The following is a 24,188-nucleotide window of genomic DNA, read 5'->3' on the forward strand; positions in this document are numbered from 1 at the left end:
CGGCGCTCTGCAGCCCGTCCACCCGTCTCGACAAGGATCCACATGCCGCAGTACGACCTGCCCGAGGACGAGCTCCGCACGTATCGCACGCGAGCGATCGCGCCCGAGGACCTGACGACGTTCTGGACCACCACTCTCGCCGAGGCGCGCGCGTCGTGGTGGGCGCCGAAGGTCGAGCGGGTCGACACCGCGCTGACACTGGTCGACGTCCACGACGTCACCTTCAGTGGCTTCGGCGGCGACCCCGTCCGGGCCTGGTACCGCAGGCCCGCCAACGTGGAGGGCGACCTGCCGATCGTGGTCCGCTACCAGGGCTACACCGGCGGCCGCGGGCTGCCCCACCAGGTCGGGTTCCTCCCGCTGGCCGGCTACGCCACCCTCGAGATCGACAACCGCGGCCAGGGTTCCGGTGGTGGGTACGTCGGTGACACCGCGGACCCACACGGACACGGCCCGTCCTACCTCGGCGGGTTCATGACGCGGGGGGTCCTGGACAAGGACGACTACTACTTCCGGCGCCTCTACACCGACGCCGTCCTGGCCGTCGATGCCGCCAAGGCGCTCCCCGGGGTCGCGGCCGACCGGGTGGCCGTCCATGGCCTCAGCCAGGGTGGCGGGCTGGCGCTCGCGGTCGCGTCCCTCCGCGACGACCTGCGGGCCGTGATGGCGGACGTGCCCTTCATGTGCGACCTGCCCCGCGCCATCACGCTCGCCACCGCCGGTCCGTACCTCGAGGTCGGTGGCTATCTCGCCAGCCACCGCGACGAGGTCGAGCGCGTGCTGGCCACCCTGGCCTACTTCGACAGCGCGTTGCTGGTCGACTCGGCAACGGCGCCCGCGTTGTTCTCGGTCGCGCTCATGGATGCCGTCTGCCCGCCGTCGACCGTGTACGCCGCGTTCAACGCGTACGCCGGCCCCAAGGAGATGTGCACGTACCCGTTCAACGACCACGAGGGCGGCCAGTTCCACCAGGAGGCGGTCCAGCTCGGGTGGCTCGCGGAGCAGCTCCGGTAGCAGCCCTGCGTCTGCCCGGACTCAGGAGCGCCCGGCGTCGCTGACCCGCGAGCGCAGCGCGACCTTGGAGAACTTCCCGGTCGCCGTCTTCGGGATCTCGGGCACGATCTCCACCCGCTCCGGCACCCACCACGACGCCACCCGCCCCGCGAGGTGCTCGCGCAGGCCGGTGCGGTCGACGGTGCGCCCGGCGTGCACGACCACGAACGCCGCCGGGCGCTCGCCCCACTGGTCGTCCGGGACGCCGATGACGGCGGCCTCCGCGATGTCGGGATGGGACATGATCGCGTTCTCCAGCTCCACCGACGAGATCCACTCGCCGCCGGACTTGATCATGTCCTTGGTGCGGTCGACGATGCGCAGGTAGCCGAGCCGGTCGATGGTGCCGACGTCGCCGGTGCGGAGCCAGCCGTCGTCGGTGAAGGCGCCGTCGCCGGGTCCCACGCCGACGTACGCCGAGGCGATGGTCGGGCCGGCGACCTGGATCTCTCCCGGCGACTCGCCGTCGTGCGCGACCTCCCGACGGGCGTCGTCGACGACGCGGACCTGCACCAGGGGAGCGGTCGGTCCGGGGGTGGCGAGCACCGCCCGCCGCTCGTCGGGCCCGAGGCCGGCATGGACCGTGGCGAGCCGTGACGCCGCGACCAGCGGGCTGGTCTCGGTCATGCCCCAGGAGCTGGTGATCGGCACCCCGATCGCCTCCTCCCACGCGCGGGACAGCGACTCCGGCAGGGCGCTGCCGCCGCTGACGACCATCCGCAGCGCGGACAGGTCCGCGCCGGTGAGCAGCGGCTCGAGACCGCGCCAGATGGCGGGCACCCCGGCGACGAAGGTGACCCGGTGCCGTGACAGCTGGGAGAGCAGGGCCTGCGGCGACATCGCCGGGCCGGGCAGCACGATGTCGGAGCCGGCGACCAGGGCGGCGTACGGCAGGCCCCAGGCGTTGACGTGGAACATCGGCACGATGGGCATCACGACGTCGCGCTCGCTCACCGCGAGGGCGTCGGCCCCCAGCACCATCAGCGTGTGCAGGACGATCGAGCGGTGGCTGGACAGCACGCCCTTGGGGTTGCCGGTGGTGCCCGAGGTGTAGCAGAGGCTCGCGGCCTCACGCTCGTCGAGGTCGTCGGCCCAGGCGACCTCGTCGGCGGCTGACAGCAGGTCGTCGTAGTCCCGCACGCGTGGGTCGTCGGGAAGCTCGTCGTCGCCACCGTCGTCCATGACGACGACCCAGCGGACCGACTCCGCGGTCGCCAGCACCGGCCACACGGTCGCGACCAGGGAGCGGTCGACGAAGACCACGTCGTCCGCCGCGTCCGCGATGATGAACCGGAGCTGGCGCTCGAAAAGCCTGTGGTTGAGCGTGTGCAGCACGCGACCGCTCGCCGGCACCGCGAGGTAGAGCTCGAGGTGCCGCTGGGAGTTCCAGCCGAACGTGCCGACCCGCGCCCCGCGAGGGACCTCGAGGCGGTCAAGCACCCCCGCGAGCCGACGGGCCCGCGGGATGACCTCGCCCCAGGTGGACTCGATCTCCCCGTCGACCGTGGCGGTGATGATCCGCTTGTGCGCGAACATCGCCTCCGCCCGCTGGATCAGCGGAGGCAGGGCGAGCGGACGGTCCTGCATCAGGCCGATCACTCCGGGTGCCTCACGACCATCCGCAGGGCCAGGTCCCCGTTGAGCTCGCCGAGCTGCTCGGGGGAGTCGGAGCCGTCGCGCCGGTACCACCGGACGAGGTCGATGCCGAGCGACAGCATCGCCCGGGACACCCGGGGCACGTCGACCGGCGCGAAGGTGCCGTCGTCGACGCCGCGGGCGAGCGCGTCGCGGAAGACGGCGTTGGTCCGGTGCCGGATCTCGAGGATCTCCTCGTAGTGCTCGCCGGTCAGGCCGGCGAGCTCGTACTGGCAGACCCGGGCGGCGACGTGGTGCCGGGCGTGGAACTCGGTGTACGCCGCGATCAGCGCCCGCAGGTGCTCCGAGACGTCCTCGATGGCCTCGATGTCGGGTGCCGTGACCACCTCCAGCGCGCGCTGGTGCCCCGCGCGGATGATCTCGAAGAGCACGAGCTCCTTCGACGGGAAGTAGACGTAGAGCGCGGCCGGGCTCAGGCCGAGGGCGCCCGAGATGTCGCGCGTCGTGGTCGCGTGGAAGCCGTTGGAGGCGAAGCACCGGACCGCCGAGGTCAGCAGGTTGCGCCCCACGTCGGGGAGCCCTTCGGGCCACAGGGCGGGGGACTCGTCGTCGAGCTCGGGGAGGCCCTCCAGGTCTGCGGTGGTGAAGCGGGCCTGACGCGGTTTTGCCATCTGTTCGAGGCCGCCTTTCTGACTCCTGATCGGTGATGACACCCAGTGTGACGCTTGACACTGCCGTCACAGTTAGTGACTATGCGCTTAGTAACTCGGGACAAGGTACACCTCCCGGGGACCACGGGTCAGCAGATCTTCTCGCCGGCCCCAACACGACGGCTCGGGCCGATGGATGTCCTGCACTCATCGCGCACCAACTCGAAGGAGACACCATGATCCGGACCCGAACTCTTCGCGCCGCGGCGCTTGCCGGCGCCCTCGGGCTGACGCTCAGCCTCGCCGCATGCGGCGGCTCCGACGGCTCGGGCAAGGCCTCGGGAGGCGACGGCAGCGGGCCCGAGGGCAAGACCATCGCCTTCGTCGGCTACGGCAACGAGAGCCCGTGGGGCGCGGCGTACAACAAGACCTTCACGGCGGCGCTGAAGGACTCCGGGGTCAAGATCAACGACCTGACCTCGATGGACGCCGGCACCCAGATCCAGAACTTCAACCAGGCGGTCTCCCAGAAGCCCGACCTGATCGTGGCGCTGGTGCTCGACACCCAGGCCGCCGTGGTGCCGATCCAGAAGGCCAAGCAGGCGGGCGTCCCGGTCCTGCTCGTCGACGGCCGGCCCGACCCGTCCGTCGAGAAGGACGTGATGGCCGTGGTGTCGGACAACCCCAAGCTCGGCGAGTACGCCGCGCAGAACATCATCGAGGGCCTCAAGGCGCAGGGCCGCGACTCCGGCAACGTGATCGTGCTGATGGGCACGAAGTCGATGCTGGTCACCCAGGACCGCATGGAGGGCTTCGACAAGGTCATGGCGACCGCGCCGGAGTACAAGGTCATCGAGGAGCAGGACACCAACTGGGACCCGACGCTGTCCGGCAAGGTCGCCCAGCAGCTGTTCGCCAAGCACGGCTGTGACGGCGTGCAGGCGGCGTACGGCATGGCGGACTACATGGCCCTGCCGATCGTCCAGGCCGCCAAGCAGGCGGGCTGCAAGGTCGGCGGCGACGACGGTCTCGTGGTGACCGGCGGCAACTGCTTCAAGGCCGGCATCGACTCGATCCGCGCGGGCGAGCTCTACGGCACGGCGACGGAGGACCCGATCACGATCGCCAAGCAGTCGGCCGACTACATCGAGCGCTACTTCAGCGGCAAGAACCCACCGCAAAGTGAGCTCGTCCCCGAGGAGCGGGTCACCGCCGCCAACCTCGACGAGCTCGCCGACCAGTGCAGCCAGGCATGACAGGAGCTCCTCCACCGCGCGTGAGCGTGGAGAGGCTGGTGCGGAGCTTCGGCGGTGTGCCGGCGGTGAAGGAGGTCTCCTTCACCGTCGGCGCCGGCGAGATCCACGCCATCTGTGGTCACAACGGGGCAGGCAAGAGCACGGTCGTGAAGATGCTCTCGGGGCAGCTGGCGCCGGATGCCGGCCGGATCCTGATCGACGGGTCCGACGTCGAGCTGCGCAGCCGCCAGGTCGCGCAGCAGCACGGCGTCGCGCTCGTCGACCAGGAGCTCAGCGTGGTCCCGGCGCTGACCGTGCTGGAGAACATGGGGCTCGGCGACATCCGCGCGCCGTTCGTACGCCGGCGCAAGGCGGCGGTCGAGCAGTGCCGCCGCGTCCTCGACGAGATCGGGCTGGAGCGGGTCCGTCCCGACCAGCTGGTCTCGTCGCTGAGCATCGGCGAGCGGCAGCTGGTCGAGATCGCCAAGGCGCTGAGCCAGCAGGCGCGGGTCGTGATCCTCGACGAGCCGACCGCGACGCTCAGCGACGTCGAGAGCGAGCGGGTCTTCGCCGCCGTACGCCGGGTCGCGGCCCGCGGCTGCTCGGTGCTCTTCGTGTCGCACCGGCTCGCCGAGGTCCTCGAGCTCTGCGACCGCGTGACGGTGCTGCGCGACGGGGCCACCGTCACGACGAGCCCGACGGCGGACCTCACGGTCGACGAGCTGATCGTGCTGATGCTGGGGGAGGCGCCGCGGCGCCTGGAGGCGGCCCGCCGTGCCGATCCCGACCGCGCCCACGCGCTCTCGATCGAGGGCCTCTCGGTGCCGGGTCGGCTCGCGGACTTCTCGCTGACCGCCCCGGCCGGACGGATCTACGCGCTGGCCGGCCAGCTCGGCAGCGGGGCGTCCGACGTGCTGCGCGCGGTGGCCGGCCTGCACTCCCAGGCCACCGGCAGCGTCCGGCTGCGCGACGAGGACGTGCCCTTCCGGGACGCGGTCGGCGTCGGCCGGGCGGGCATCGCGTTCGTCTCCAACGACCGCAAGACCGAGGGCCTCTTCCTCGACAAGACCATCGCCACCAACCTGGTCGCGACGCGGCTGCCGCGTCTCGGTCGCGGTGGGCTGCTGAGCCCGCGGCGGGAGCGCCAGGAGTCGAGGTCCCTCGCGTCGCTGGCCGGGCTGCCGGCCGCGCGCCTCGGCGAGCCGGTGCTCGCGCTGAGCGGTGGCAACCAGCAGAAGGCCTTCGTCGGGCGCTGCCTGGGCCGCGACGACGTCTTCGCGCTGCTGCTGGACGAGCCGACCCGGGGCGTCGACATCGGCGGCCGGGCAGCGATCCACCATCTGCTGCGCGAGGCGGCCGACGCCGGGCTCGTCGTCGTCTTCGCCTCGACCGAGCTCGAGGAGCTGCTCGAGCTCGGCGACGTGATCGTGACGATGCACGACGGGCGGGTGGTCGGTCGCTACGACGACGAGGTGGACGGAGCGGTGCTGATGCGTGACATGACCAAGGGGGACGCCGCGTGACCACCACCGACGACGAGCCGCGCGGCCAGGTCGCCGTGGCCATGCCCGGCGCGCCCGCCGCCCGCGGCTGGCGACCCGACCCCCTCGGCGTTCTGTTGCTGGTGGTCGTGGTCGCACTGGTCCCGGTGGCCGTCACGACCGACCGCTTCCTGACCCTCGACAACGCGCGGGCCATCCTGGCCGCGACGGCCTTCGTCGGGATCACGGCGGTCGGCGCCACGCTCGTCATGATCGCGGGGTCCGCCGTGTCGATGGCCGCCTCGCAGACCGCCACGGTGGTCGCGATGGTCTTCCTCTCGACCCAGGACCTCGGGCTCAGCGTCGCGCTGCTCCTCTCCCTCCTCTGCGGCATCGCCATCACCGCCGTGCAGGGCGTGGTGATCGGCTACTGGGAGGCCAACCCGATCGTGCTCACGATCGCGGCCGGCTTCGCGATCGGCGGCACCGCGACCTGGCTGAGCGGCGGCACCACCGTCTACGCCGAGGACGACGCGTACGACGTCCTGAACTCGACCGTCCTCGGGCTGCCGGTCGCGGTCTACGTGCTGCTGGTGGTCGCCCTGGTCGCCGAGTGGGTGCTGCGCCGTACGACGCCCGGACGGCAGATGTTCCTGGTCGGGGAGAACCGCGGCGCGGCGCGCGCGGCGGGCCTGCCGGTGGGCCGGGTGATCGGCGTTGCGTGGGCGTTCTTCGGCCTGTGCATCGCGATCACCGGCGTCTTCCTCGCGTCGTTCAACACCAGCGCCACGGTCTCCCTCGGCGGCACGCTGACGCTGGACGCGATCGCGGCGGTCCTCGTCGGCGGCACCGCGATCACCGGCGGCCGAGGGTCCGCGCTGCGCACCCTCGGCGGGGCCGTGCTGATCTCGGTGATCGCCAACCTGCTGCTCATCCGGGGCTACTCCACCGGTGCCCAGATCCTCGTCAAGGGAGTGCTCGTGCTCGTCGTCGTGGTCCTCGTCCACCTGCGGTCGACGCGAGGACATCGATGATCCGCCGTGTCCTCGCCCGTCCGGAACGGGTCACGCCGCTCGTCGCCCTGGCGCTGGTGATCGTCGCCTTCGCCGCGACTCCGCTGCGCACCGGCACCCCGATCGCGACGTTCGACATCTACAACGCGCTCCAGGGCTTCGCCCAGATCGGCCTGCTGGCCCTGGCGATCGGGCTCACCATGATCGCCGGCGAGTTCGACCTGTCGGTCGTCGGCACCTACGCGCTCGGCGGCATGGTGGCCGTCCAGGCGGGGCAGGACTCCCCGCTGCTGGGTGTGCTGGCGGCGGTCGGGTGCGGCGTCGCGATCGGGGCCGTCCAGGGCCTCCTCATCGCCCGGCTCCGGATCCCGTCGATGCCCGTCACGCTGGCGACGTACATCGCCCTGCTGGGCCTGACCTATGCGATGTCCGGTGGCCTGAGCGTCAGCTACACCAACTTCGACGCGACGCTGTGGGTCGACCAGACGATCGGGGGCTACTTCTCGCCGCGCAGCCTGATCACCCTGGCGGCGTTCCTGCTGGCGGCCCTGCTCCTGGTCGGCACCCGGCTCGGGCCGGAGCTGCGCGCGATCGGCGGTGACCGTCGCGCCAGCCGGGTCGCCGGCGTCCGCGTCGAGCGCACCCTGGTCGGGCTCTTCACCGCCTCCGGTGCGCTCGCGGCGCTGGGTGGCGCGCTGCTGGCCTACAGCTACGCGTCGGCCAACCCGGATCCCGGTCTGCGGCCGCTGCTGATCGCGGTGGTCGCGGCCCTCCTGGGGGGCGTCTCGCTCGCCGGCGGGAGGGGTACGCCGCTCGGTCTGCTCGCGGGCGCGCTGTGCGTCGCGCTCCTGGCCCAGGTGGTCGCGGTGTCGTACCTCCCGGACTACACCATCCAGCTCTTCTACGCCGCCCTGCTGGCCGTCATCGTGGCGATCGACTCGCCCGGGCTGCACCGCTCCGTCGACCGGCTCCGGGCCAGAGGGGTGCTCCGGCCGTGGCGAACCTGACCTTCGACTTCAGCGGACGCACGGTCCTGGTCACCGGCGCCGCGCGCGGTGTGGGACGGGCGATCGGGGAGCACTTCCGGCTGGCCGGGGCCACCGTCTACCTGGTCGACCTGGAGGCCGACGCGGTGATGGCCGCCGCGAGCGAGATCGGGGCCGTCGGCCTGACCGCCGACGTGGGGGACAGCGAGCAGGTCGCGAGCGTCGTCGACCGGGTCGTCGCCGACACCGGGCGCCTCGACGTGCTCGTCAACAACGCCGGCATCCTGCGCGACGGCGTCGTCTGGAAGCTCACCGACGACGACTACGAGTCCGTGATGGCCGTCCACGCCGGTGGGACCTTCCGCTTCACCCGTGCGGCGGTGCCGCACTTCCGGCACCAGGGCCGCGGGCGGATCATCAACGTCACGTCGTACACGGGGCTGCGCGGCAACGCCGGCCAGTCCAACTACGCGATGGCCAAGGCGGGCATCATCGGCTTCACGAAGACCACGGCGAAGGAGCTCGCGCGGTTCGGGACCACCGTCAACGCGATCTCGCCCAACGCCGCCACCCGGATGATCGAGTCGGTGCCGCCGGACAAGCTGGCCGCGCTGACCGCCGCCATCCCGATGGGCCGCTTCGCCGCGGCCTCCGAGATGGCGGCCGCGGTCGCCTTCCTCGCGTCGGACGAGGCGGCGTACATCACCGGCGTGGTGTTCCCGGTCGACGGAGGCCTGTCACTGTGAGAGCGAAGCCCAACCCCAGGAGGACACCATGACCGCAGCACCCCGGACGATCGTCAGCGACGCGCACTTCCTGGAGGCGCCGCGCTGGCACGACGGCCGGCTCTGGTACTCCGACTTCTACGGCCACCAGGTCCACTCGGTGCGGGAGGACGGCTCCGACGACCGGGTGGAGGCTGAGGTGCCCGGGCAGCCGTCCGGGCTGGGCTGGCTGCCGGACGGTCGCCTGCTCGTCGTCTCGATGACCGACCGCCGGCTGCTGCGCCGCGAGGCCGACGGCAGCCTCGTCGTGCACGCCGACCTGTCCGCCTATGCCACCGGGCACGCCAACGACCTGGCCGTGGACGCCGCCGGCCGGGCGTACGTCGGCAACTTCGGCTTCGACCTGATGGCCGGCGACCCGATCGAGACGGCCTCGCTGCACCGGGTCGACCCGGACGGCACGGTCACCGAGGTGGCCGACGAGCTGTGGTTCCCCAACGGCGCGGTGATCACCCCCGACGGCGTGCTGCTGGTCGTCGAGACCTTCGGCAACCGGGTGACCGCCTTCGACCTCGGCGACGACGGGACCCTGGGCAACCGCCGGGTGTGGGCCGAGTTCGGCCCGCTGCCGTCCGACCGGGACGTGGCCGCTGCGCTGGGCGGGCTCAGCGTCGCCGGGGACGGCGCCTGCCTCGACGCGGAGGGCGCGCTCTGGATCGCCGACGCGATCGGCGACCGGGTCGTGCGCGTGGTCGAGGGCGGCACCATCACCGACGAGATCAAGCCGGGCTCGCCGGTCTACGCCTGTGGCCTGGGCGGGGAGTCCGGCCGCACCCTCTTCATGTGCGCCGCACCCGACTTCCACGCCGAGGCCCGCGCCGCGGCGACCGAGGCCCGGATGCTCGCGCAGGAGGTCGCCGTACCGGCGCCCTAGCCCGCTGCCTTCTGCACCAGCGTGCGGATGAGCTTCTCCTCCACCTGGCCGATCCCGGTCACGGCGTACGACGTCACCCACATCGCGCCGTCGTCCAGCTGGGCGGCCTCCTCGAACCCGAGGGTGGCGTAGCGGGACTTGAACTTCGACGCGGGCTTGAAGAAGACGACGACCTTGCCGTCGCGGGCATAGGACGGGAAGCCGTACCAGGTCTTCGGGTCCAGGGCCGGGGCGACGTCGAGCACGATCCGGTGGATCGCCTCGGCGAGCCCGCGGTCGGGCTGCGGCAGGGCGGTGATCGCCTCGACGCACGCCTCGGCCTCGTCCGCCTTCTTCGCGCCGCCCTTCTTCTCGGCGCGCAGCTCGGCGGCGCGCTGCTTCATCGCCGCCAGCTCGTCCTCGGAGAAGCCGGAATCAGATGTGGTGTTCGTGGTAGCCATGGCCACACGCTAGGCCGGGTCGGCAGGCGGAGACTTCTCGATTCCTGACCGCTTGTCGCCGAGCCCGGGTCAGGCGTCGATCACGATGGGGATGATCAGGGGGTTCCTGCGGAACGCCCGGCCGGCCCAGCGGGCGACGTCGCGGGCGAGCATCTGCTCGAGCTGGTGCGGGTCGCCGATTCCTTCGGCGGCGGCGCGCGCGAGGCACTTCTCGACGACGGCGACAGCGGGGTCGAAGGCGCCGTCCTCGTGGACGAAGCCGCGGACCAGGAAGTCCGGCGGGTCGGCCAGCCTGCCGGTGTCCGCGTCGACGATGGCCAGCACGGTCACGACGCCCTCCTCGCCCAGCGTGCGCCGGTCCTTGAGGGTGGCCTCGGTGACGCCTCCGACGGTCTGGGCGTCGACGTAGATGTTGCCTGCGCGTACCTTGCCGGTGATCTTGGCCTGCCCGTCGACGAGGTCGACGACGACCCCGTCCTCGGCGAGCACGACCCGCTCCTTCGCCAGGCCGGTGCTGATCGCGAGGTCGGCGTTGGCCCGCAGGTGGCGGTACTCGCCGTGGACCGGCATCACGTTCCTGGGCTGGACGATGTTGTAGCAGTAGACGAGCTCGCCGGCGCTCGCGTGGCCCGAGACGTGCACCTTGGCGTTGCCCTTGTGCACGACGTGGGCGCCCCAGCGCGTGAGGCCGTTGATCACGTTGGAGATCGCGTTCTCGTTGCCCGGGATGACCGAGCTGGCCATCAGGATGGTGTCGCCCTCGCCGACGCGGATCTTGTGGTCGCGGCTGGCCATGCGGGACAGCGCGGCCAGGGGTTCGCCCTGCGAGCCGGTGCAGATCAGCGTGGCCTTGTTGGCCGGCATCTTCTCGAGCTGGTCGAGGGGGACGATCAGGTTGGGCGGCACGTCGAGGTAGCCGAGCGCCTGGGCGACGCCCATGTTGCGCACCATCGAGCGGCCGACGAAGGCGACCTTGCGGCCGTGCGCGTGGGCCGTGTCGAGGACCTGTTGGATCCGGTGCACGTGGCTGGCGAAGCTGGACACGATCACGCGGCGCGGGGCGTCGCGGAAGACCTGCTCGATCGCGGGGGCGAGCTCACGCTCGGAGGTCGTGAAGCCCGGGACCTCGGCGTTCGTGGAGTCGGTGAGGAAGAGGTCGACCCCCTCCTCACCCAGGCGCGCGAAGCCGCGCAGGTCGGTGATCCGGCTGTCGAGCGGGAACTGGTCCATCTTGAAGTCGCCGGTGTGGAGAACCATGCCGGCGCCCGTACGGATCGCGACCGCGAGGCCGTCCGGGATGGAGTGGTTGACGGCCAGGAACTCGAGGTCGAACGGGCCGTACGACGAGCTGTCGCGGTCGCCCTCCTTGACCTCGTGGGTCACGGGACGGATCCGGTGCTCCTTGAGCTTCTCGACGATCAGGGCCAGCGTCAGCCGGGAGGCGATCACCGGGATGTCCGCGCGCTCGCGCAGCAGGTACGGCACGCCGCCGATGTGGTCCTCGTGGCCGTGCGTGAGCACGATGCCGACGACGTCCTGGATCCGGTTCCGGATGTAGCTGAAGTCGGGAAGGATCACGTCGACCCCCGGCTGGTGCTCCTCCGGGAAGAGGACGCCGCAGTCGACCACGAGCAGCTTCTTGCCGTACTCGAAGACGGTCATGTTCCGACCGATCTCTCCGAGGCCGCCGAGAGCGACGATGCGAAGACCGTGCGCTGGGAGGGCCGGCGGCTGCTTGAGGTCGAGATGGGGATGGCTCACGAAGATCCGTTCAGAAGTGTTGCGAAGTGGGGGTCCGGTGCCGGCTCATCTCTGCCCGACGATCTCGACACGGGTCTGTCTGCCTCACGGACCGATGCCACCGTATCCGTGATGCGACCCGACGAGCACGCTCAGGGTCCCGAGTCGCGCATTCGACGCCACCCCGAACCGTCAGGTCCTGGGGTCGTCGACGACGTCGCGGACAGTGCGAGGACGTCATGCGGACGGAGCAAACGGATGCACTTTCCGTATGACCTCATGGGGTTCGCCCCGCGCACTGTCAGCGGCTGGTCCGGGTCAGCCGGGAGTGTAGGTGTAGGCCACGGAGCCAGCGCCGAACCGGCGCACGTTCTGCAGCACCAGGTCCACCGGTCCACCGAAGAGCCTGTAGCCCTTGCCGAAGGCGATGGGGTGGACGTTGATGCGGTACTCGTCGACGAGCCCGAGCCGAGTCAGCTCTTGGGCGAAAGTGGCGCCGCCATAGGTGAGGATCGGCCCGCCTTCCGTCGCCTTGAGCTCGGCCATGCCGCTCTCGAGGTCTTCATAGATCGTCGTCTCGGGCCAGGTCGCCTCGGTCAATGTTCGTGAGAAGACCGCCTTGGGAATCTCGTTCATCGGCTTGGCCAAAGCGTCGGTCGAGGACTGCCAGTACGGCGCCATCTCCAGGTAGGCGCCACGGCCCATCGCGTGCACGCCCGCACTGCTGATCAGGTCGAGGATCTCGGCGGCGAACTCGTCGTCGTAGAAGTTCATCGGCCACGCCGGCACCTCGCCGGGCTGCCCCACGAAGCCGTCCAAGGACATGTCCATCTTCAGTATCAAAGATCGCATGCAAGGACCGACCACCCTCCTCGCTCAAAGTCATCGGGGACGGCGCGGGCCGGTGCTGGATCGGTCAGCGGGGGCGGAACAGGCAGTCGTGCTGCAGCCGTTCAGTCGGAGCACAGGCAGAACGGGTGTCCGGCCGGGTCGAGGAAGACGCGGAAGCTCGTCCCCGGCTGGTGCTCGTGTTTGGTCGCGCCCAGCCCGAGGACAGCCGTCTCGGCGGTGTCCAGGTCGTCCACGGCAACGTCGATGTGCATCTGCTGCGGGACGTCCTGGCCTGGCCACTGGGGAGGGTGGTAGCCCTCGACCTTCTGGAAGCCGATGCCGTCGCCGTATTCCGCGCGGACGAAGCACATGTCTGGGTCGTTGCTGGCGATCGGCCAGTCGAGCAGCGCGCTGTAGAACTCTGCGAGGAGCTGAGGGTCGGGGCAGTCGAGGACGACGACAGGAAAGCGTGCGATAGCCATGGCCTGCACGCTAGGGATGATCCCGGACGGAATGCTTCCGCGATCGTCATCTCCCGGGCGTACCCGCGTCAGCGGCCGCCGAGTGCGTCGAGGGTCGCCATGTCGTCGTCGGTCAGGCTGAACCCGGCGACGTCCGCGTTCGATCGGATGCGGTCGGCGTGAACGGACTTCGGGATCACGATCACGTCGTGCTGCAGGTGCCAGCGGATGATGACCTGGGCCGGCGAGCGCCCGGTCCGCTCAGCGATCTCCAGGATCGCAGGATGCTCGAGGGTGCCACCCCGAAGGGCGCTGTAGCCCTCGAGTGCGATGTTGCGAGCGCGGTGCTCGGCCAGCGTCTCGGCGTCGAAGAGGAGCGGGCTCCACTCGATCTGGTTGACCGCGGGCGCCGCTCCGGTGGCATTCGTGATCTCGTCGATCAGGGGGATGTCGAAGTTGCTCACCCCGATCTCACGGGCCAGGCCCGCCTCCCGGGCCTCGACGAAGGCGTGCCACATCTCGGTGTTGGCGGAACCGTCCGCGGGCCAGTGGATGAGCCACAGGTCCACGTGGTCGGTCTGCAGCAGCTCGAGGCTCTCCCGAAGAGTGCTGAGCTCCTGGCCGGCCCGGTTGGGCGGGCACTTGGTGGTGACGAAGACGTCGTCGCGGGGGATCCCGCTCTCGGCCAGTGCGCGGCCGACCTCGCGCTCGTTGCCGTAGACCGTCGCGGTGTCGAGGTGGCGGTAGCCGGTCTCGAGCGCCGTCGAGGTCGCGCGCACCGCGTCAGGGCCCTTGATCTGCCAGGTGCCGAAGCCGAGGAGCGGGATCCGAGTGCCCTCGGTGAGCGAGACGGTGTCGTCGGGAAGTCGGGGGGTGTCGTCGGTCATGTCGCGATGCTAGTCACCACCTGCACGCCGCCACGTCGGCCAGACCGGCCACCACGTCGGCGACAACCGGGCGGTCAGTGCCTCCGCAGACGACCACTAGGCGTGGTGGCACGGATGAGGTTCACTGAAGAGATGACCGCGCCGGGAGCGGGCAGGGGAGCTGTCCTCATGTGGTTGTGCCTCGCCGTGCTGGTCCTCGCCTCGTGTGCCGACGACTCCGACGGCAAGGACTCTGCATCGAGCTCGGAGGGACCCACCGGCACTCCCCGCCAGTCGCCGAGCGGCGCAGCACAGGGCGCAAGCTTCACGGTCGACGGGAGGGAGCTCCTCCTCGACTGCACGGGTGAGGGCGCACCCACGATGGTCCTGGAGGTCGGCGAGGGCGCTCCTCGCCAAGCTCTCTCCGGCATCGGTGACGCCTACCGATCGCAGGTCAGGGTGTGTTCCTACGAGCGCGCCAGCACCGACAGGAACATCGTGTCCGACCTGCACGGCCTGCTCGAAGCCGCCCACGTGCCCGGCCCGTACCTGCTGGTCGGTCACTCGGCCGGGGGCCTCCTGGTCCAGGCGTACGCCGCCGCCTACCCGGACGAGACCGCTGGCGTGGTGGCCATCAACCCGGTGCCTGCCTGGCAAGCGTGGTCGACGCTCGCGTTCAACGAGATGACCAGCCGCGAGCGGAAGGACGAGGCCGCCTACTACGGGGGCGCCAACGGCGAGTCGCTGGACTACCGCGACATCAGTCGACTGATCGCCGAGTCCCCGGCACCGCGCACCATCCCGCTGCACGTCCTGATCTCGACCGCGGCCCAGTGCGACAGCCCGAAGGACATCTGCGCACGCACGTACCCGGCGTACGAGCAGATCTCCCGGGCCGTCGCCCGGCGATGGGGAGAGGGCCGTTTCAGTGAGGTCGAGGCACCCCATGAGATCCCGGTCGCGGACGTGCAGCCCGCCATCGACGACGTGATCTCGCGCGCCCGTCAGTGACGTCGGCCAGGCTCGCGGCAACCGAGCGGTCAGGCGTCGGCCTCGGTCAGTGACGTGGGCGGCAGCCAGTCGGCCCCGAGGAGCTCGGCGAGGTCGGCGAGGCCGGTGGTGTCGCCGCCGACCGTGTCGGACGCGGCGGCGATGCGCTCCACCATCACCTTGCCGACCTGCTCCTCCACCGTGCCCTCGGCGTACGCGATGTGCCACGGCGAGACCTGGTGGTCGCGGTGGGTGCGGCCGGTCACCTGCCGTCCGGCGATGCCCGAGAAGCGGGCCTGGTGGAAGACGCCGACGCGCGGTTCGGTGCTCGCCCGGTGGCCGTCGGGGAGGGTCTCGCCGGCGTGCAGGCTGATCGAGGCGACCGTGGTGAAGACGCAGACCCTGGCCTGACCGGTCTGGAAGCGGAGCCGCTCGGCCTCGGGGTCGAACCGGTCGCGGCCGTAGATCGTGGCGACCTCGATGCCGGAGTCGCGCAGCCGGTCGGCGATGGGGTCGGCAGCGGTCCCGACGAACTCGACCGAGCACGCCACCTGCCGCTCCGCCTGGACCTGCTGGTCGATCCAGGCGACCGTCGAGTCGACCCGGATCAGGCCCGCCTTCTGCCGGAAGCGCAGCAGCGCGGCGCGGCCCTTCGCGACGTTGCGGCCGCGACGCGCGATGTCCATCTCGCGACAGAACTCGCCCCACTCGGCCTCGTACGCCGCGCGCTCCGCCGGCGTGAGCGCCACCGGCATGCCGGAGATCGGCACCGGCCCCCACGGTGCGGCCCGGTGCAGCATGGCCGGGGGCCGCTCCTCGTCGAGCCAGCCGCGCACCAGCTTGAGGTCGGCGGCGCGGCGTGCCGGATCGGTGGTCCAGGCCGCGCCGTACCGTCCCTGCTCCACCCCCACGCCGTGGCGCTCGAGCGCGGCGGCGAACGCGGCCCCGGGCTGCGTCGCCGAGGTCCACTCCTTCATCGGCTCGCCGAGCACCTGCGCGTACGCCGGGGCGAGGTAGGGCAGCTCGAGCGGCGTGTGCCCCGGCGTCGCGGTCGTCGCGATGACGAACGGCGCCTGGTCGTGCGGCCGCCCGTGGCCCGAGATCCTGGCCCAGAGCTTCCACCGCTTCGTCGTCGTACGCCGCAGCGCGTGGGCCTCGTCGGCGATGATCACGTCCCACGCGTGGTCCTTGATCTTCTCCAGCCGGTCCCAGGTGATCACGACCCACTCGAGACCGCCGTCGCCGAGCGCCGCGATGGTGCGGCACCAGTGACCGATCGTGATCGCGGCGGGCCGGTCGGCGACGACGAGCACCCGTCGCGCGTCGCGGAGGTCGCCCACCGCCGTCGCGCCGAGCACCGCCGAGATCGTCTTGCCCACGCCGGGCTCGTCGGCCAGCAGGAAGAGCCGCCCGCCCGCCTCCGCGCGCGCCGCGATCGCGTCGGCCGCCTCGAACTGGATCCTCCGCGGCTCGAGCGCATCGGTCGGCTCGGGGGAGGGCGCCGGATCGTCGGGGTTGAGGGTGTTCTCGATGAACCGCCCCAGCGTGTACGGCCCCGGTGCGTACGGCGCGAGGTGCGCCGGCAACCCGCGCCCGACGTACAGGTGGGTCTTGACCGCCGGGTGCCAGGCGGCGCCGTCGACCTGGGTCCCGTACGGCACGTCGAGCACCCACAGCCGCTCGCCCGGCCCGGCGACCGGCAACGCCCGCGGCGGCTGCCGCTTCCCGCCCCGACGCGGCGGCCCGCTACGTCGACGAGCGCCGGTACGACGAGGACTGGCCACCCCCGGACGCTATCCGCGACCCACCTGGGATCAGAGCTGCCTCGCCCACGCTGGCGCGCGGCGCTTGGCCCGAGGCCTAGATTCCGGACGCACGAGGCGTCTAACGTGGGTGGCGCGGCATTTGTCGACGCAGGACGCAGCAGGGCGATGGTGTCCATCGTTCGCCTCACTTGACCTCGAGATATCGGTTGGGGGGAGGGGACAATGGGGTCCCGATTCGGATGGCGAAGGTCCTCAGACGCTGGCAGCGCGTCTGTGGACGGTGCGATCGAGCGGATGCTGGCGGGACGGGTGCCTCCCCCGCGCCGCGAGGAGCCGCCGTCGGACGATCCGGTGGCCATCGCCGACGCCGCGGTCGACGGCGTCGCGGACCTCCTTGCGTCGGACCTCTCTGAGCTGAAGGACGACCGCGCGGGGGCCGGGCTCCGCCAGGTCGGCCGCAACCTCTCCTCGGCGATGACCGCCCTCGCTCCCTATCGGGACAGCGCTGATGGTCGGCTCCGTGCCGCCTACGCGGCGGTCCACGAGGCGATCACGGACCTGGCGGGGGTCTACGCCTGGCTGACCTTCGGCCAGGGCCGGGCACAGCATGTCCAACGAGCGCGCGATCGGCGCGGGCAGCGGGACGAACGCGACGCCCACGACTGAGGCAGCGGGACGTCTCGCGGAGCCAGTGCGACCCGGCTGGCCCGCTGCTGGATTGGCGCAAGATGAGCCCGACGAGGCCGTTCACGCAACCCACTCCGGCTTTTGCCTTGTACGTTCGTGAATACCGCTTCTGTGCCGTGGCTCCGTCGGAGTCTCGTGCCCAGGCTTCGTTCTTGGGTTTCTTCTTCGAAGGTGGCAACTTCCTTGGAGGAATCACGACATGCACACGCTCGACGAGGCATCCGTCCTGTCCGCACCCCGGGCCCGGCAGCTGAGCGACCGGGCCGATGAGTTCCGGATCATCCTGAGTGCACGTCAGGAGGCGGACGCGATCCTCGCGGACGCGCACGTCGTACGTCTCGACGCAGTCCTCCAGGCCGAAGCCATCGTGGCTGCGGCCCAGGCGTCAGCCGACGAGATCCGGCGGACCGCTCGTGCTCAGGTGGCCGACACCAACGAGGAATCGTCGAGACGTCACTTCGCCCAGGCCTCGTACGCGGCACTGTCGTCGACACGCCGGCAGGCGGCCACGACCGAGCCGACCGCCGTCGCGTCCCCGACCGGGCAGGCGGAGGACCGCACGGAGCTGCGGCCCCTCGGGTGGCTCTTCCGCGCCGACCGGTCGTAGCGCACACCGCTGCCGGAAGCGATGGCCGGACCCGCCCGGGCCCGGCCATCGCCGCGGGTCAGTGGACCTGCGCACCCAGGGCGAGCTCGAAGCCGGCACCGTTGCGGGCCAGGCCCATGAGCAGGAGACCGGCCTGCTCGAGCAGCGGGGCTGCCTGCAGGCCGCCGGCGTCGAGCGGCCGCAGCTCCAGGCTGTCCAGGAACGCCCCGAGGGTGGCCTTCGCCTCGGCGCTGTCGCCCGCGATGAACGCGTCCAGCGGAGTGCCCTTCGCCAGCACGTGGCCGAAGATCGTGTTCAGGGCCTTCACCACGTGGGCGCTGTCGGGGGCGACCGCGGCCATCTCGTGGGCCGCCGAGGTCGGGGTCACCAGGCCGCTGGCGTCGGCGTTGAACGGGTTGGAGATGTCGACGAGGATCTTGCCGGCCAGCGCGTCGCCGTACGTCGAGACCGCGTCGACCACGCCGTCGTACAGGACCGCGACGATGACGATCTCGCCCTTCGGTACGTCGCCGTAGGTGCCGACCGTGGTCCCGTTGCCGATCTGGTCGGCGAGGGCCCGGGCCTTGGTCGCGTTGCGGCCGAGGAGCTCGACGGTGTGGCCGTGGTTGACCGCCCGGGTGCCGATGGCGGTGGCCATGTTGCCCGAGCCGATGATGCTGATGGTGGTCATGATGGGTTCCTTTGTGGTGGTGGTTGTGGTGGTGCTGGTGGTCAGATGAGTCCGCCGACGATCTCGTCGAGGGGCTCGGGCTCGCCGTCCTCCTGGTGGAAGCGGGTGCCGCCACGGATCAGGACGCCGGTCAGGATCGCGCCCGCCCAGAAGGCGCCTGCGGCCCACCAGAAGCCGACGCTGAAGCCGTGGACGGCGGCGTCGACTGTGGCGGCGCTGCCGTGGTCGGCGAGGTAGCCGCTGGTGGCCGTGGCGACGAAGGTGCTGATCACGGCGATCCCGAGGGCGGCGCCGATCTGCTGGGCGACGTTGTTGATCGCGCCGGCGGCTCCGGCGTCACGCGGTTCGACGCCCATCTGGGAGAGAGCGACCGCCGAGACGATCGCCGATCCGATGCCTGCTCCGGCCAGGACCAGCCCGGGCAGCACCCAGGCCGCGTAGTGACTGTTCGCGTCGGCCCGGGTCAGCAGCGCTGCTCCGGCTCCGCCGACGGCCAGGCCGCCGGCGACGATGGCCCGCATGGTCAGGTGCTTGACCAGCACGCTCTGGGTCACCGTGGCGACGACGGCGACGGTCACCATCATCGGCAGGAACGCGAGCCCGGTCCTGAAGGGGGAGTAGCCCAGGACGCCCTGGAAGTAGTACGTCAGGAAGAGGAACAGGGCGAAGACCCCGGCCTGGCCCAGCAGGAGCGTCAGGAGGCCGGAGCCGCGGTTGCGGTCGGCGACGACGCGCAGCGGGACGAGCGGGTTGCGGTCGATCTTCTGGAAGGCGACGAAGACGACGAGGAGCAGGCCGCCGAGGATGAGGGACGTCAGGGTGACGGCCGCGCTCCAACCGTCGGTGGCTGCCTTCGATGCTCCGAAGACCAGCCCGAAGACCCCCGCCGTACCGAGGAGGGTGCTCGGCACCGACAGCCTGGGCTTGTCGGTCTCGGCGGTGTTGTGCAGCAGGGTGAGTGCGCCGAGGATCCCGACGGCCGCGAAGGCGACGTTGACGTACATGGTCCAGCGCCAGCTGGCGTAGTCGGTCAGGACGCCGCCCAGCATCAGGCCGATGGCCGAGGAGCTCCCGGCGACGGCACCGAAGATCGCGAACGCCTTGTTGAGCTCCTTCAGGTCCGTGAAGATGATCATGATCAGCGACAACGCCGCCGGCGCCATGACCGCGGCGAAGCCGCCCTGGACAGCACGAGCCGTGATGAGCGTCGCGATGTTCGGAGCCGCCCCGGCGACGGCCGAGGCGATCGCGAACCCGACGAGACCGACGACGAAGACGGTCTTGCGCCCGAACGCGTCGGCCAGCCGCCCGCCGAGGAGGAGCAGGCTGCCGAAGGCGAGCAGGTAGGCGGTGACCACCCACCCGCGGGCGTCGTCGGAGAAGCCGAGGTCGGCCTGCATCGAGGGCAGCGCCACGTTCACGATCGTGGCGTCGAGCAGCAGCATCATCTGCGCGATGAGGATGACGCCCAGGGCCCACCACCGTCGCTGGTGATGGGGATTGTCGGGAGCGGCTGGTTGCGCTCCGGCGGCCACGGCCGGCTCGCTGGTGTTGGTGCTCATCGTGTTCACTCCTGGTCGGGTCGATGCGGAGCGCCAAGTCGAGGCACCCCTCCGGTATGTGGAGGGGTAACCGGAGGCATGCCTCATTCTATTCCGGAGGGGTGCCTCCGTACGCCGGGTAGACTCCTCGCATGAGCCCGTCCGACGTCCAGCAGGCGCAGCGCCCGCTGCGTCGCGACGCCCGGGAGAGCCACGACAAGCTCATCGCGGCGGCGCAGGCGGAGTTCGCCGCCGTCGGCGTCGAGGCCTCCCTGGAGAAGATCGCGCGCGACGCCGGCGTCGCCATCGGCACCTTGTACCGGCACTTCCCGGCGCGCCTGGACCTGCTCATGGCTGCCCTGCGGCCACGGCTGCAGGAGTTCGTCGAGGGCGCCGACGAGGCCCTGGCGACCGACGACCCGTGGGATGCGTTCGTCGCCTACCTGGAGAACCTCTTCGCCGTGCAGGCGGGGGACCGGGGCTTCAACGACTTCCTGTCCCGCCGCTTCCCGGGCAACGCCGAGACCGAGCACATCCACGACGTGATGTGCGACCAGATCGACGACGTCCTCGCTCGGGCCCAGGAAGCCGGCAAGGCCCGCCCCGACATCACCCGGGCCGACATCGTCAACCTCATCTGGTCCAACGGCCGGATCATCGACGCCACCAGCGCCAAGGCCCCGACGGCCTGGCGCCGCCAGCTCCACCTCATGCTCGACGCCTACCGCGCCGAGGGCGCCCACGCGATCCCCGAGCCGCCGATGACCGACGAGCAGCTCTACGACGCCATGGTCCACCTCAGCAAGGTGAAGTAGCGCTGCACCGGCGGTCGACCAGTCACGTCAGAATGCGAGTCCAGCCCACGCGGCGTCGGCGTCGGGCATCGCGGCGATCTCGTCGCGGATTCGTTCGGCAGCAGCTCGAACGGTCGGGTCGCCCGTGACCGCCGCGACCGCGGCCTCGATCGACTCGACGCCGTAGTCCTCCGGGGCGACCAGCACTCCGGCTCCGGCACGGACCAGGAGCGCGGCGTTGTCGGGCTGATCGGTCCCGCGGGGCAGGGCGACCTGGGGAACGCCGTACACGAGCCCTCCGAGCATCGTGCCGGACCCGCTGTGCGAGACGAGCAGGTCGGCTCGCTCGAGCAGCGAGGCTTGGGGCACGAACTCGGCGACCACCGCGTTCGCGGGTATCGGCCCCAGCTCGTCGGGGTCGAGCCGACGTCCCGTGGTGGCCACCACCAAGCCGTCGTACCCCGCGAGTGCACGCAGTCCCGTTCTGAAGTCCGAGGCGTCGGCGTTCTTGATGGTGCCGAGGGTGAAGTAGGCGACGGGGCGGTCCGACGCGAGCGCGTCGGCCAGGTCGGGTGGAAGAGGCTGGCGTTCGCCGGCGCTCGGTCGCACCGTCGTGACCTGTGGCCAGGGCGGTGACGCATCGGGTTGCAGCGAGGGCGGGCAGAGGTCAACGGCCTGCTCGGTCGAGAGCTGCGCCCACAGCTGCGGCTCGCCGATGGCGGAGCCCGCGGCGCTGAGGAGGGGTGCGTAGAAGGGGAACATGGGTCCGATGCCGTGCACGACGCCCGGGATCGCAAGCCTGTGGGCCAACAGGGAACCGGCCTGCTCGAGGACCTCGTGGACGACGACATCGGGCCGCCACTGCGCGGCCATGGAGGTCAGGTCATCGAGTCGCTGGACCGCAGGTGTGCCGAACAGAGCGACGACCCCGTCCATCATCTTCTGGTCCTCGGGGAGGCCCGGGTCCGCCCACACCGCCTCGTGTGCGGACCACGCGAATGCCCAGCTCGGCCCCACGGCGTGGACGTCCAACCCGCGAGCAGCCAAGGGACTGATCAGGTCCGGGCCCGTCGCCACCCGCACGTCGTGGCCGCCGCGCTCTGCCGCCCGGATCAGGGGCAGCATCGGCAGTACGTGTCCGTACGCTGGGCACGAGGTGAACAGCACTCTGGCCACGCTCACCAATGTGACACGCGCACCCTCGGCCGTACAGCCACCGGGTTGGCCACCATCTAGATCGGTACGGCGACGGCGGGCGATGCTCTTCCGCGATCGAACCCTAGGGCCGCGCCCTCCTACATGCGCGTTCCCAGGCGCGCGGTGAAGCGCTACGGTTTTCTCGCCCCGCCGGTTCCATGGGCCTTGGATGCGAGTGAGCCGGGCACATCAGTGCACCCGCCGTCGTGTCGTTCGGACGTTGAGCCGAGGCGCCACTCCAATTGGCCACAACATTGGAGACGCCGTGTGCACCAAGATCCCGTACGCCAACCGCTGGGTTGCCTACCTGATGCTCAAGAAATTGGCGCAGCAGGGCCGAGCCGTTCGCTCGGTCCACCCCTGTTTCACCGATCATCCAGGCGCATGGCACGTCTCAAGCGCGCCGAACCACAGGTGGTGAGGATCGCAGGCAAAGAAGCACGCCGGTCGTCATCCGACGGCAGCCGAGAGGCGTGGCTCGTCGGCGACCGAGGCGAATACGCGGCTGAATGCCTCGCCTCTCCAGCAGCTGCTGTTGCCGGCCTGGTCTAAGCCAGCGTCAGGAGAATTATCAGTTCGACGATGACACGATCGTTAAGCCACGACCATTCGTCACATGTGCCCCGACCTCACGCTTGTTCCGCTCTTGAGCGCGACGATCCAAACCCAGGATCGGCTCATCTTCGGGGGGATCGCGTTGACAGTTGCCGTGTTGACCGCTGCCTTCTTCTTCACCAAGGACGGTTGGAGGAGCGCTCCTCCGTCGCGGGAGGCATCAGTCGTCTTCATGGCGGTGATTTTTAGCCTGGTCATTCTCGCTCTCGCCGTACCGTATTTCTTAAACACTCAGGCGACCGTGGCCCTCCTGGGAGCCGTAATCGGCTCCACGCTAACGACACTCAGCAAGACGGAACCACGAGCGAGCCTCGATAAGACCGACCAGGTTGCCGATGATTCGGAGGTCAACCCGCCGACTAGCGGCGGCAGCAGTAACTCCGCGCCCTGAGGCGGCGTTAAGACGCAGTTCGACCCGTTCCGAATGTCGATCCGGCTAGGGCGACAAGCGCCCTCGTCGGACGGGCAGCGCGATCGACCTCAACTGGTGCTGTCAATGATCAGTCGGGTCGCCTCATGCGGTGCGTCCCATTGTGGAAAGTGGCCACACCGCTCGAACCAGTGCAGCACCGCGTCCGGAAACAGTTCCGTGGCACGTGCGGCCTGCCTCGGTACGGTCACCAGGTCACGACGACCCCAACCGATCGTGACCCGGCCGGGCACAGTGCCGGCAGGCGCACCCTGCTGCTTGGGCCCCTTGGTCAGGGCGTCCAAGGCCGCGCCAGTCGACGGGGACTCAGCCAGCCCGCGCACATCTGGCAGCACGGTCTCGCGCGAGAGTGCCCAGGGCCGCGCAGACAACTGCGCCAACAGCAGCGTCCTTCCCGCGGGATTGCCCAGCAGTGCTGGCAGCTTGCCTCGCAGCGCCCGGACCAGAGCGATCGATGGCCGAAGCGTGGCCCCGAAGACGGCGACCTCGCGGTCGCTCCAGAAACCACCCGGGTCCAACGCCACGGTGTCGCCGCCGACGCCTCGCCGTGCGAGCTCAAGCACCATTCGGCCGCCCATCGACTGACCGACCGTCGACACCCCGTCCAGACCCTGTTCGCGGATGAATTCTGCGACGGAGTCGGTCAGGGTGGCGATCGAGACCTCGCCGGTCAAAGGAGGCGACTCGCCGAAACCCGGCAGGTCGATGGCGATGACCTCACGGCTCTCGGCCAGCTCGTCGATGATCGGGGACCAGGATCGCCATCCAGCGCCCAGACCGTGCACGAGCAACAACGGCCGACCGCTTCCGCGGTGCGCATGGTTCAGCGTCATTTCTTGAACGCTAGCCCACGCGGAAATCTGTGCATCGCCACCGCAAG

General features: G+C 70.6%; 24 protein-coding genes. 12 read left to right on the top strand and 12 right to left on the bottom strand.

All coding sequences use genetic code 11. The features are described from left to right. The first annotated feature begins 42 nt into the window (after positions 1-42). Positions 43-1,014: an acetylxylan esterase gene (locus tag ABEA34_RS17480; protein ID WP_345522685.1), complete on the top strand. Its 972-nt coding sequence runs from the start codon at positions 43-45 to the stop codon at positions 1,012-1,014. A 21-nt stretch (positions 1,015-1,035) separates the two neighbouring features. Here ABEA34_RS17480 and ABEA34_RS17485 read toward each other — a convergent pair whose 3' ends face one another. Further along, complete coding sequence (locus ABEA34_RS17485) at positions 1,036-2,652, bottom strand: long-chain fatty acid--CoA ligase (RefSeq protein ID WP_345522686.1); 1,617 nt, start codon at positions 2,650-2,652, stop codon at positions 1,036-1,038. Then, positions 2,649-3,320 (bottom strand): TetR/AcrR family transcriptional regulator, encoded by a 672-nt coding sequence (locus ABEA34_RS17490; RefSeq protein WP_345522687.1) that lies wholly within the window; start codon positions 3,318-3,320, stop codon positions 2,649-2,651. The genes ABEA34_RS17485 and ABEA34_RS17490 overlap by 4 nt, the downstream gene beginning before the upstream one ends. 215 nt (positions 3,321-3,535) lie before the next feature. Here ABEA34_RS17490 and ABEA34_RS17495 point away from each other — a divergent pair, with 215 nt between their 5' ends. Genes ABEA34_RS17495 through ABEA34_RS17520 form a run of 6 tightly spaced genes read left to right on the top strand, consistent with a single transcriptional unit; the run spans position 3,536 to position 9,673 of the window. Then, positions 3,536-4,555 carry a sugar ABC transporter substrate-binding protein gene (locus ABEA34_RS17495; protein ID WP_345522688.1) on the top strand — a complete coding sequence of 340 codons (1,020 nt, stop codon included), beginning with the start codon at positions 3,536-3,538 and terminating at the stop codon, positions 4,553-4,555. Positions 4,556-4,575: 20 nt separating this feature from the next. Continuing rightward, positions 4,576-6,057 (top strand): sugar ABC transporter ATP-binding protein, encoded by a 1,482-nt coding sequence (locus ABEA34_RS17500; RefSeq protein WP_345522689.1) that lies wholly within the window; start codon positions 4,576-4,578, stop codon positions 6,055-6,057. Beyond that, positions 6,054-7,049 (top strand): ABC transporter permease, encoded by a 996-nt coding sequence (locus ABEA34_RS17505; RefSeq protein WP_345522690.1) that lies wholly within the window; start codon positions 6,054-6,056, stop codon positions 7,047-7,049. Before ABEA34_RS17500 ends, ABEA34_RS17505 begins: the two co-directional genes overlap by 4 nt. Next, positions 7,046-8,035, top strand: a complete 990-nt coding sequence (locus tag ABEA34_RS17510; protein WP_345522691.1) for an ABC transporter permease — start codon at positions 7,046-7,048, stop codon at positions 8,033-8,035. Before ABEA34_RS17505 ends, ABEA34_RS17510 begins: the two co-directional genes overlap by 4 nt. Further along, a complete protein-coding gene (locus ABEA34_RS17515; RefSeq protein WP_345522692.1) occupies positions 8,023-8,760 on the top strand; it encodes an SDR family NAD(P)-dependent oxidoreductase in 738 nt (245 codons plus the stop codon). Before ABEA34_RS17510 ends, ABEA34_RS17515 begins: the two co-directional genes overlap by 13 nt. A 28-nt stretch (positions 8,761-8,788) precedes the next feature. Continuing rightward, on the top strand, positions 8,789-9,673 hold the full coding sequence (locus ABEA34_RS17520; protein WP_345522693.1) for an SMP-30/gluconolactonase/LRE family protein: 885 nt from the start codon (positions 8,789-8,791) through the stop codon (positions 9,671-9,673). On the opposite strand, the gene ABEA34_RS17525 is transcribed toward ABEA34_RS17520, so the two are convergent. The 5 genes from ABEA34_RS17525 to ABEA34_RS17545 form a co-directional block, all read right to left on the bottom strand. Further along, a complete protein-coding gene (locus tag ABEA34_RS17525; RefSeq protein WP_345522694.1) occupies positions 9,670-10,113 on the bottom strand; it encodes an iron chaperone in 444 nt (147 codons plus the stop codon). The two genes, ABEA34_RS17520 and ABEA34_RS17525, sit on opposite strands and share 4 nt — an antisense overlap. Positions 10,114-10,182: 69 nt before the next feature. Next, positions 10,183-11,874, bottom strand: coding sequence for a ribonuclease J (locus ABEA34_RS17530; protein WP_345522695.1), 1,692 nt, complete (start codon positions 11,872-11,874; stop codon positions 10,183-10,185). Positions 11,875-12,171: 297 nt separating this feature from the next. Next, complete coding sequence (locus ABEA34_RS17535; RefSeq protein WP_345522696.1) at positions 12,172-12,705, bottom strand: dihydrofolate reductase family protein; 534 nt, start codon at positions 12,703-12,705, stop codon at positions 12,172-12,174. A gap of 101 nt (positions 12,706-12,806) precedes the next feature. Further along, the gene (locus ABEA34_RS17540; protein ID WP_345522697.1) at positions 12,807-13,166 is read right to left on the bottom strand and encodes a VOC family protein; all 360 of its coding nucleotides are present in this window, start codon (positions 13,164-13,166) and stop codon (positions 12,807-12,809) included. Positions 13,167-13,234: 68 nt separating this feature from the next. Further along, positions 13,235-14,032: an aldo/keto reductase gene (locus ABEA34_RS17545; protein WP_345522698.1), complete on the bottom strand. Its 798-nt coding sequence runs from the start codon at positions 14,030-14,032 to the stop codon at positions 13,235-13,237. A gap of 132 nt (positions 14,033-14,164) precedes the next feature. On the opposite strand from ABEA34_RS17545, the gene ABEA34_RS17550 reads away from it, so the two are divergent. After that, positions 14,165-15,022 carry an alpha/beta hydrolase gene (locus tag ABEA34_RS17550; RefSeq protein WP_345522699.1) on the top strand — a complete coding sequence of 286 codons (858 nt, stop codon included), beginning with the start codon at positions 14,165-14,167 and terminating at the stop codon, positions 15,020-15,022. Positions 15,023-15,051: 29 nt separating this feature from the next. Here the strand turns inward: ABEA34_RS17550 and ABEA34_RS17555 are convergent, their stop codons facing one another. Continuing rightward, a complete protein-coding gene (locus tag ABEA34_RS17555; RefSeq protein ID WP_345522700.1) occupies positions 15,052-16,785 on the bottom strand; it encodes a DEAD/DEAH box helicase in 1,734 nt (577 codons plus the stop codon). A gap of 255 nt (positions 16,786-17,040) precedes the next feature. On the opposite strand from ABEA34_RS17555, the gene ABEA34_RS17560 reads away from it, so the two are divergent. Continuing rightward, positions 17,041-17,433, top strand: coding sequence for a hypothetical protein (locus tag ABEA34_RS17560; RefSeq protein ID WP_345522701.1), 393 nt, complete (start codon positions 17,041-17,043; stop codon positions 17,431-17,433). Between the two features lie 220 nt (positions 17,434-17,653). Further along, positions 17,654-18,061, top strand: a complete 408-nt coding sequence (locus ABEA34_RS17565) for a hypothetical protein (RefSeq protein ID WP_345522702.1) — start codon at positions 17,654-17,656, stop codon at positions 18,059-18,061. Between the two features lie 58 nt (positions 18,062-18,119). Here the strand turns inward: ABEA34_RS17565 and ABEA34_RS17570 are convergent, their stop codons facing one another. Together ABEA34_RS17570 and ABEA34_RS17575 are read right to left on the bottom strand one after the other, a co-directional pair. Next, positions 18,120-18,731, bottom strand: coding sequence for an NADPH-dependent F420 reductase (locus ABEA34_RS17570; RefSeq protein ID WP_345522703.1), 612 nt, complete (start codon positions 18,729-18,731; stop codon positions 18,120-18,122). Positions 18,732-18,772: 41 nt separating this feature from the next. Next, complete coding sequence (locus tag ABEA34_RS17575; RefSeq protein WP_345522704.1) at positions 18,773-20,293, bottom strand: MFS transporter; 1,521 nt, start codon at positions 20,291-20,293, stop codon at positions 18,773-18,775. Between the two features lie 131 nt (positions 20,294-20,424). On the opposite strand from ABEA34_RS17575, the gene ABEA34_RS17580 reads away from it, so the two are divergent. Next, the gene (locus ABEA34_RS17580) at positions 20,425-21,087 is read left to right on the top strand and encodes a TetR/AcrR family transcriptional regulator (protein WP_345522705.1); all 663 of its coding nucleotides are present in this window, start codon (positions 20,425-20,427) and stop codon (positions 21,085-21,087) included. Between the two features lie 27 nt (positions 21,088-21,114). Here the strand turns inward: ABEA34_RS17580 and ABEA34_RS17585 are convergent, their stop codons facing one another. Continuing rightward, on the bottom strand, positions 21,115-22,191 hold the full coding sequence (locus tag ABEA34_RS17585) for a glycosyltransferase (RefSeq protein ID WP_345522706.1): 1,077 nt from the start codon (positions 22,189-22,191) through the stop codon (positions 21,115-21,117). A 688-nt stretch (positions 22,192-22,879) separates the two neighbouring features. On the opposite strand from ABEA34_RS17585, the gene ABEA34_RS17590 reads away from it, so the two are divergent. After that, entirely contained in the window at positions 22,880-23,269 is a 390-nt protein-coding gene (locus ABEA34_RS17590; protein WP_345522707.1) for a hypothetical protein, read from the top strand. 89 nt (positions 23,270-23,358) lie between these two features. Here ABEA34_RS17590 and ABEA34_RS17595 read toward each other — a convergent pair whose 3' ends face one another. Next, positions 23,359-24,141, bottom strand: a complete 783-nt coding sequence (locus ABEA34_RS17595) for an alpha/beta fold hydrolase (protein ID WP_345522708.1) — start codon at positions 24,139-24,141, stop codon at positions 23,359-23,361. Positions 24,142-24,188: the final 47 nt, after the last annotated feature.

The organism is Nocardioides conyzicola, from assembly GCF_039543825.1.
GTDB lineage: Bacteria > Actinomycetota > Actinomycetes > Propionibacteriales > Nocardioidaceae > Nocardioides > Nocardioides conyzicola.

Excerpts from the sequence above, each read along its gene's own strand:
- ABEA34_RS17565 (WP_345522702.1), top strand. The coding sequence starts at position 17,654 with ATGCACACGCTCGACGAGGCATCCGTCCTGTCCGCACCCCGGGCCCGG.
- ABEA34_RS17580 (WP_345522705.1), top strand. The coding sequence starts at position 20,425 with ATGAGCCCGTCCGACGTCCAGCAGGCGCAGCGCCCGCTGCGTCGCGAC.
- ABEA34_RS17575 (WP_345522704.1), bottom strand. The coding sequence starts at position 20,293 with ATGAGCACCAACACCAGCGAGCCGGCCGTGGCCGCCGGAGCGCAACCA.
- ABEA34_RS17585 (WP_345522706.1), bottom strand. The coding sequence starts at position 22,191 with ATGCTGCCCCTGATCCGGGCGGCAGAGCGCGGCGGCCACGACGTGCGG.
- ABEA34_RS17570 (WP_345522703.1), bottom strand. The coding sequence starts at position 18,731 with ATGACCACCATCAGCATCATCGGCTCGGGCAACATGGCCACCGCCATC.
- ABEA34_RS17510 (WP_345522691.1), top strand. The coding sequence starts at position 7,046 with ATGATCCGCCGTGTCCTCGCCCGTCCGGAACGGGTCACGCCGCTCGTC.
- ABEA34_RS17535 (WP_345522696.1), bottom strand. The coding sequence starts at position 12,705 with ATGCGATCTTTGATACTGAAGATGGACATGTCCTTGGACGGCTTCGTG.
- ABEA34_RS17540 (WP_345522697.1), bottom strand. The coding sequence starts at position 13,166 with ATGGCTATCGCACGCTTTCCTGTCGTCGTCCTCGACTGCCCCGACCCT.
- ABEA34_RS17495 (WP_345522688.1), top strand. The coding sequence starts at position 3,536 with ATGATCCGGACCCGAACTCTTCGCGCCGCGGCGCTTGCCGGCGCCCTC.
- ABEA34_RS17480 (WP_345522685.1), top strand. The coding sequence starts at position 43 with ATGCCGCAGTACGACCTGCCCGAGGACGAGCTCCGCACGTATCGCACG.
- ABEA34_RS17550 (WP_345522699.1), top strand. The coding sequence starts at position 14,165 with ATGACCGCGCCGGGAGCGGGCAGGGGAGCTGTCCTCATGTGGTTGTGC.
- ABEA34_RS17545 (WP_345522698.1), bottom strand. The coding sequence starts at position 14,032 with ATGACCGACGACACCCCCCGACTTCCCGACGACACCGTCTCGCTCACC.
- ABEA34_RS17490 (WP_345522687.1), bottom strand. The coding sequence starts at position 3,320 with ATGGCAAAACCGCGTCAGGCCCGCTTCACCACCGCAGACCTGGAGGGC.
- ABEA34_RS17520 (WP_345522693.1), top strand. The coding sequence starts at position 8,789 with ATGACCGCAGCACCCCGGACGATCGTCAGCGACGCGCACTTCCTGGAG.
- ABEA34_RS17525 (WP_345522694.1), bottom strand. The coding sequence starts at position 10,113 with ATGGCTACCACGAACACCACATCTGATTCCGGCTTCTCCGAGGACGAG.
- ABEA34_RS17590 (WP_345522707.1), top strand. The coding sequence starts at position 22,880 with ATGTGCCCCGACCTCACGCTTGTTCCGCTCTTGAGCGCGACGATCCAA.
- ABEA34_RS17595 (WP_345522708.1), bottom strand. The coding sequence starts at position 24,141 with ATGACGCTGAACCATGCGCACCGCGGAAGCGGTCGGCCGTTGTTGCTC.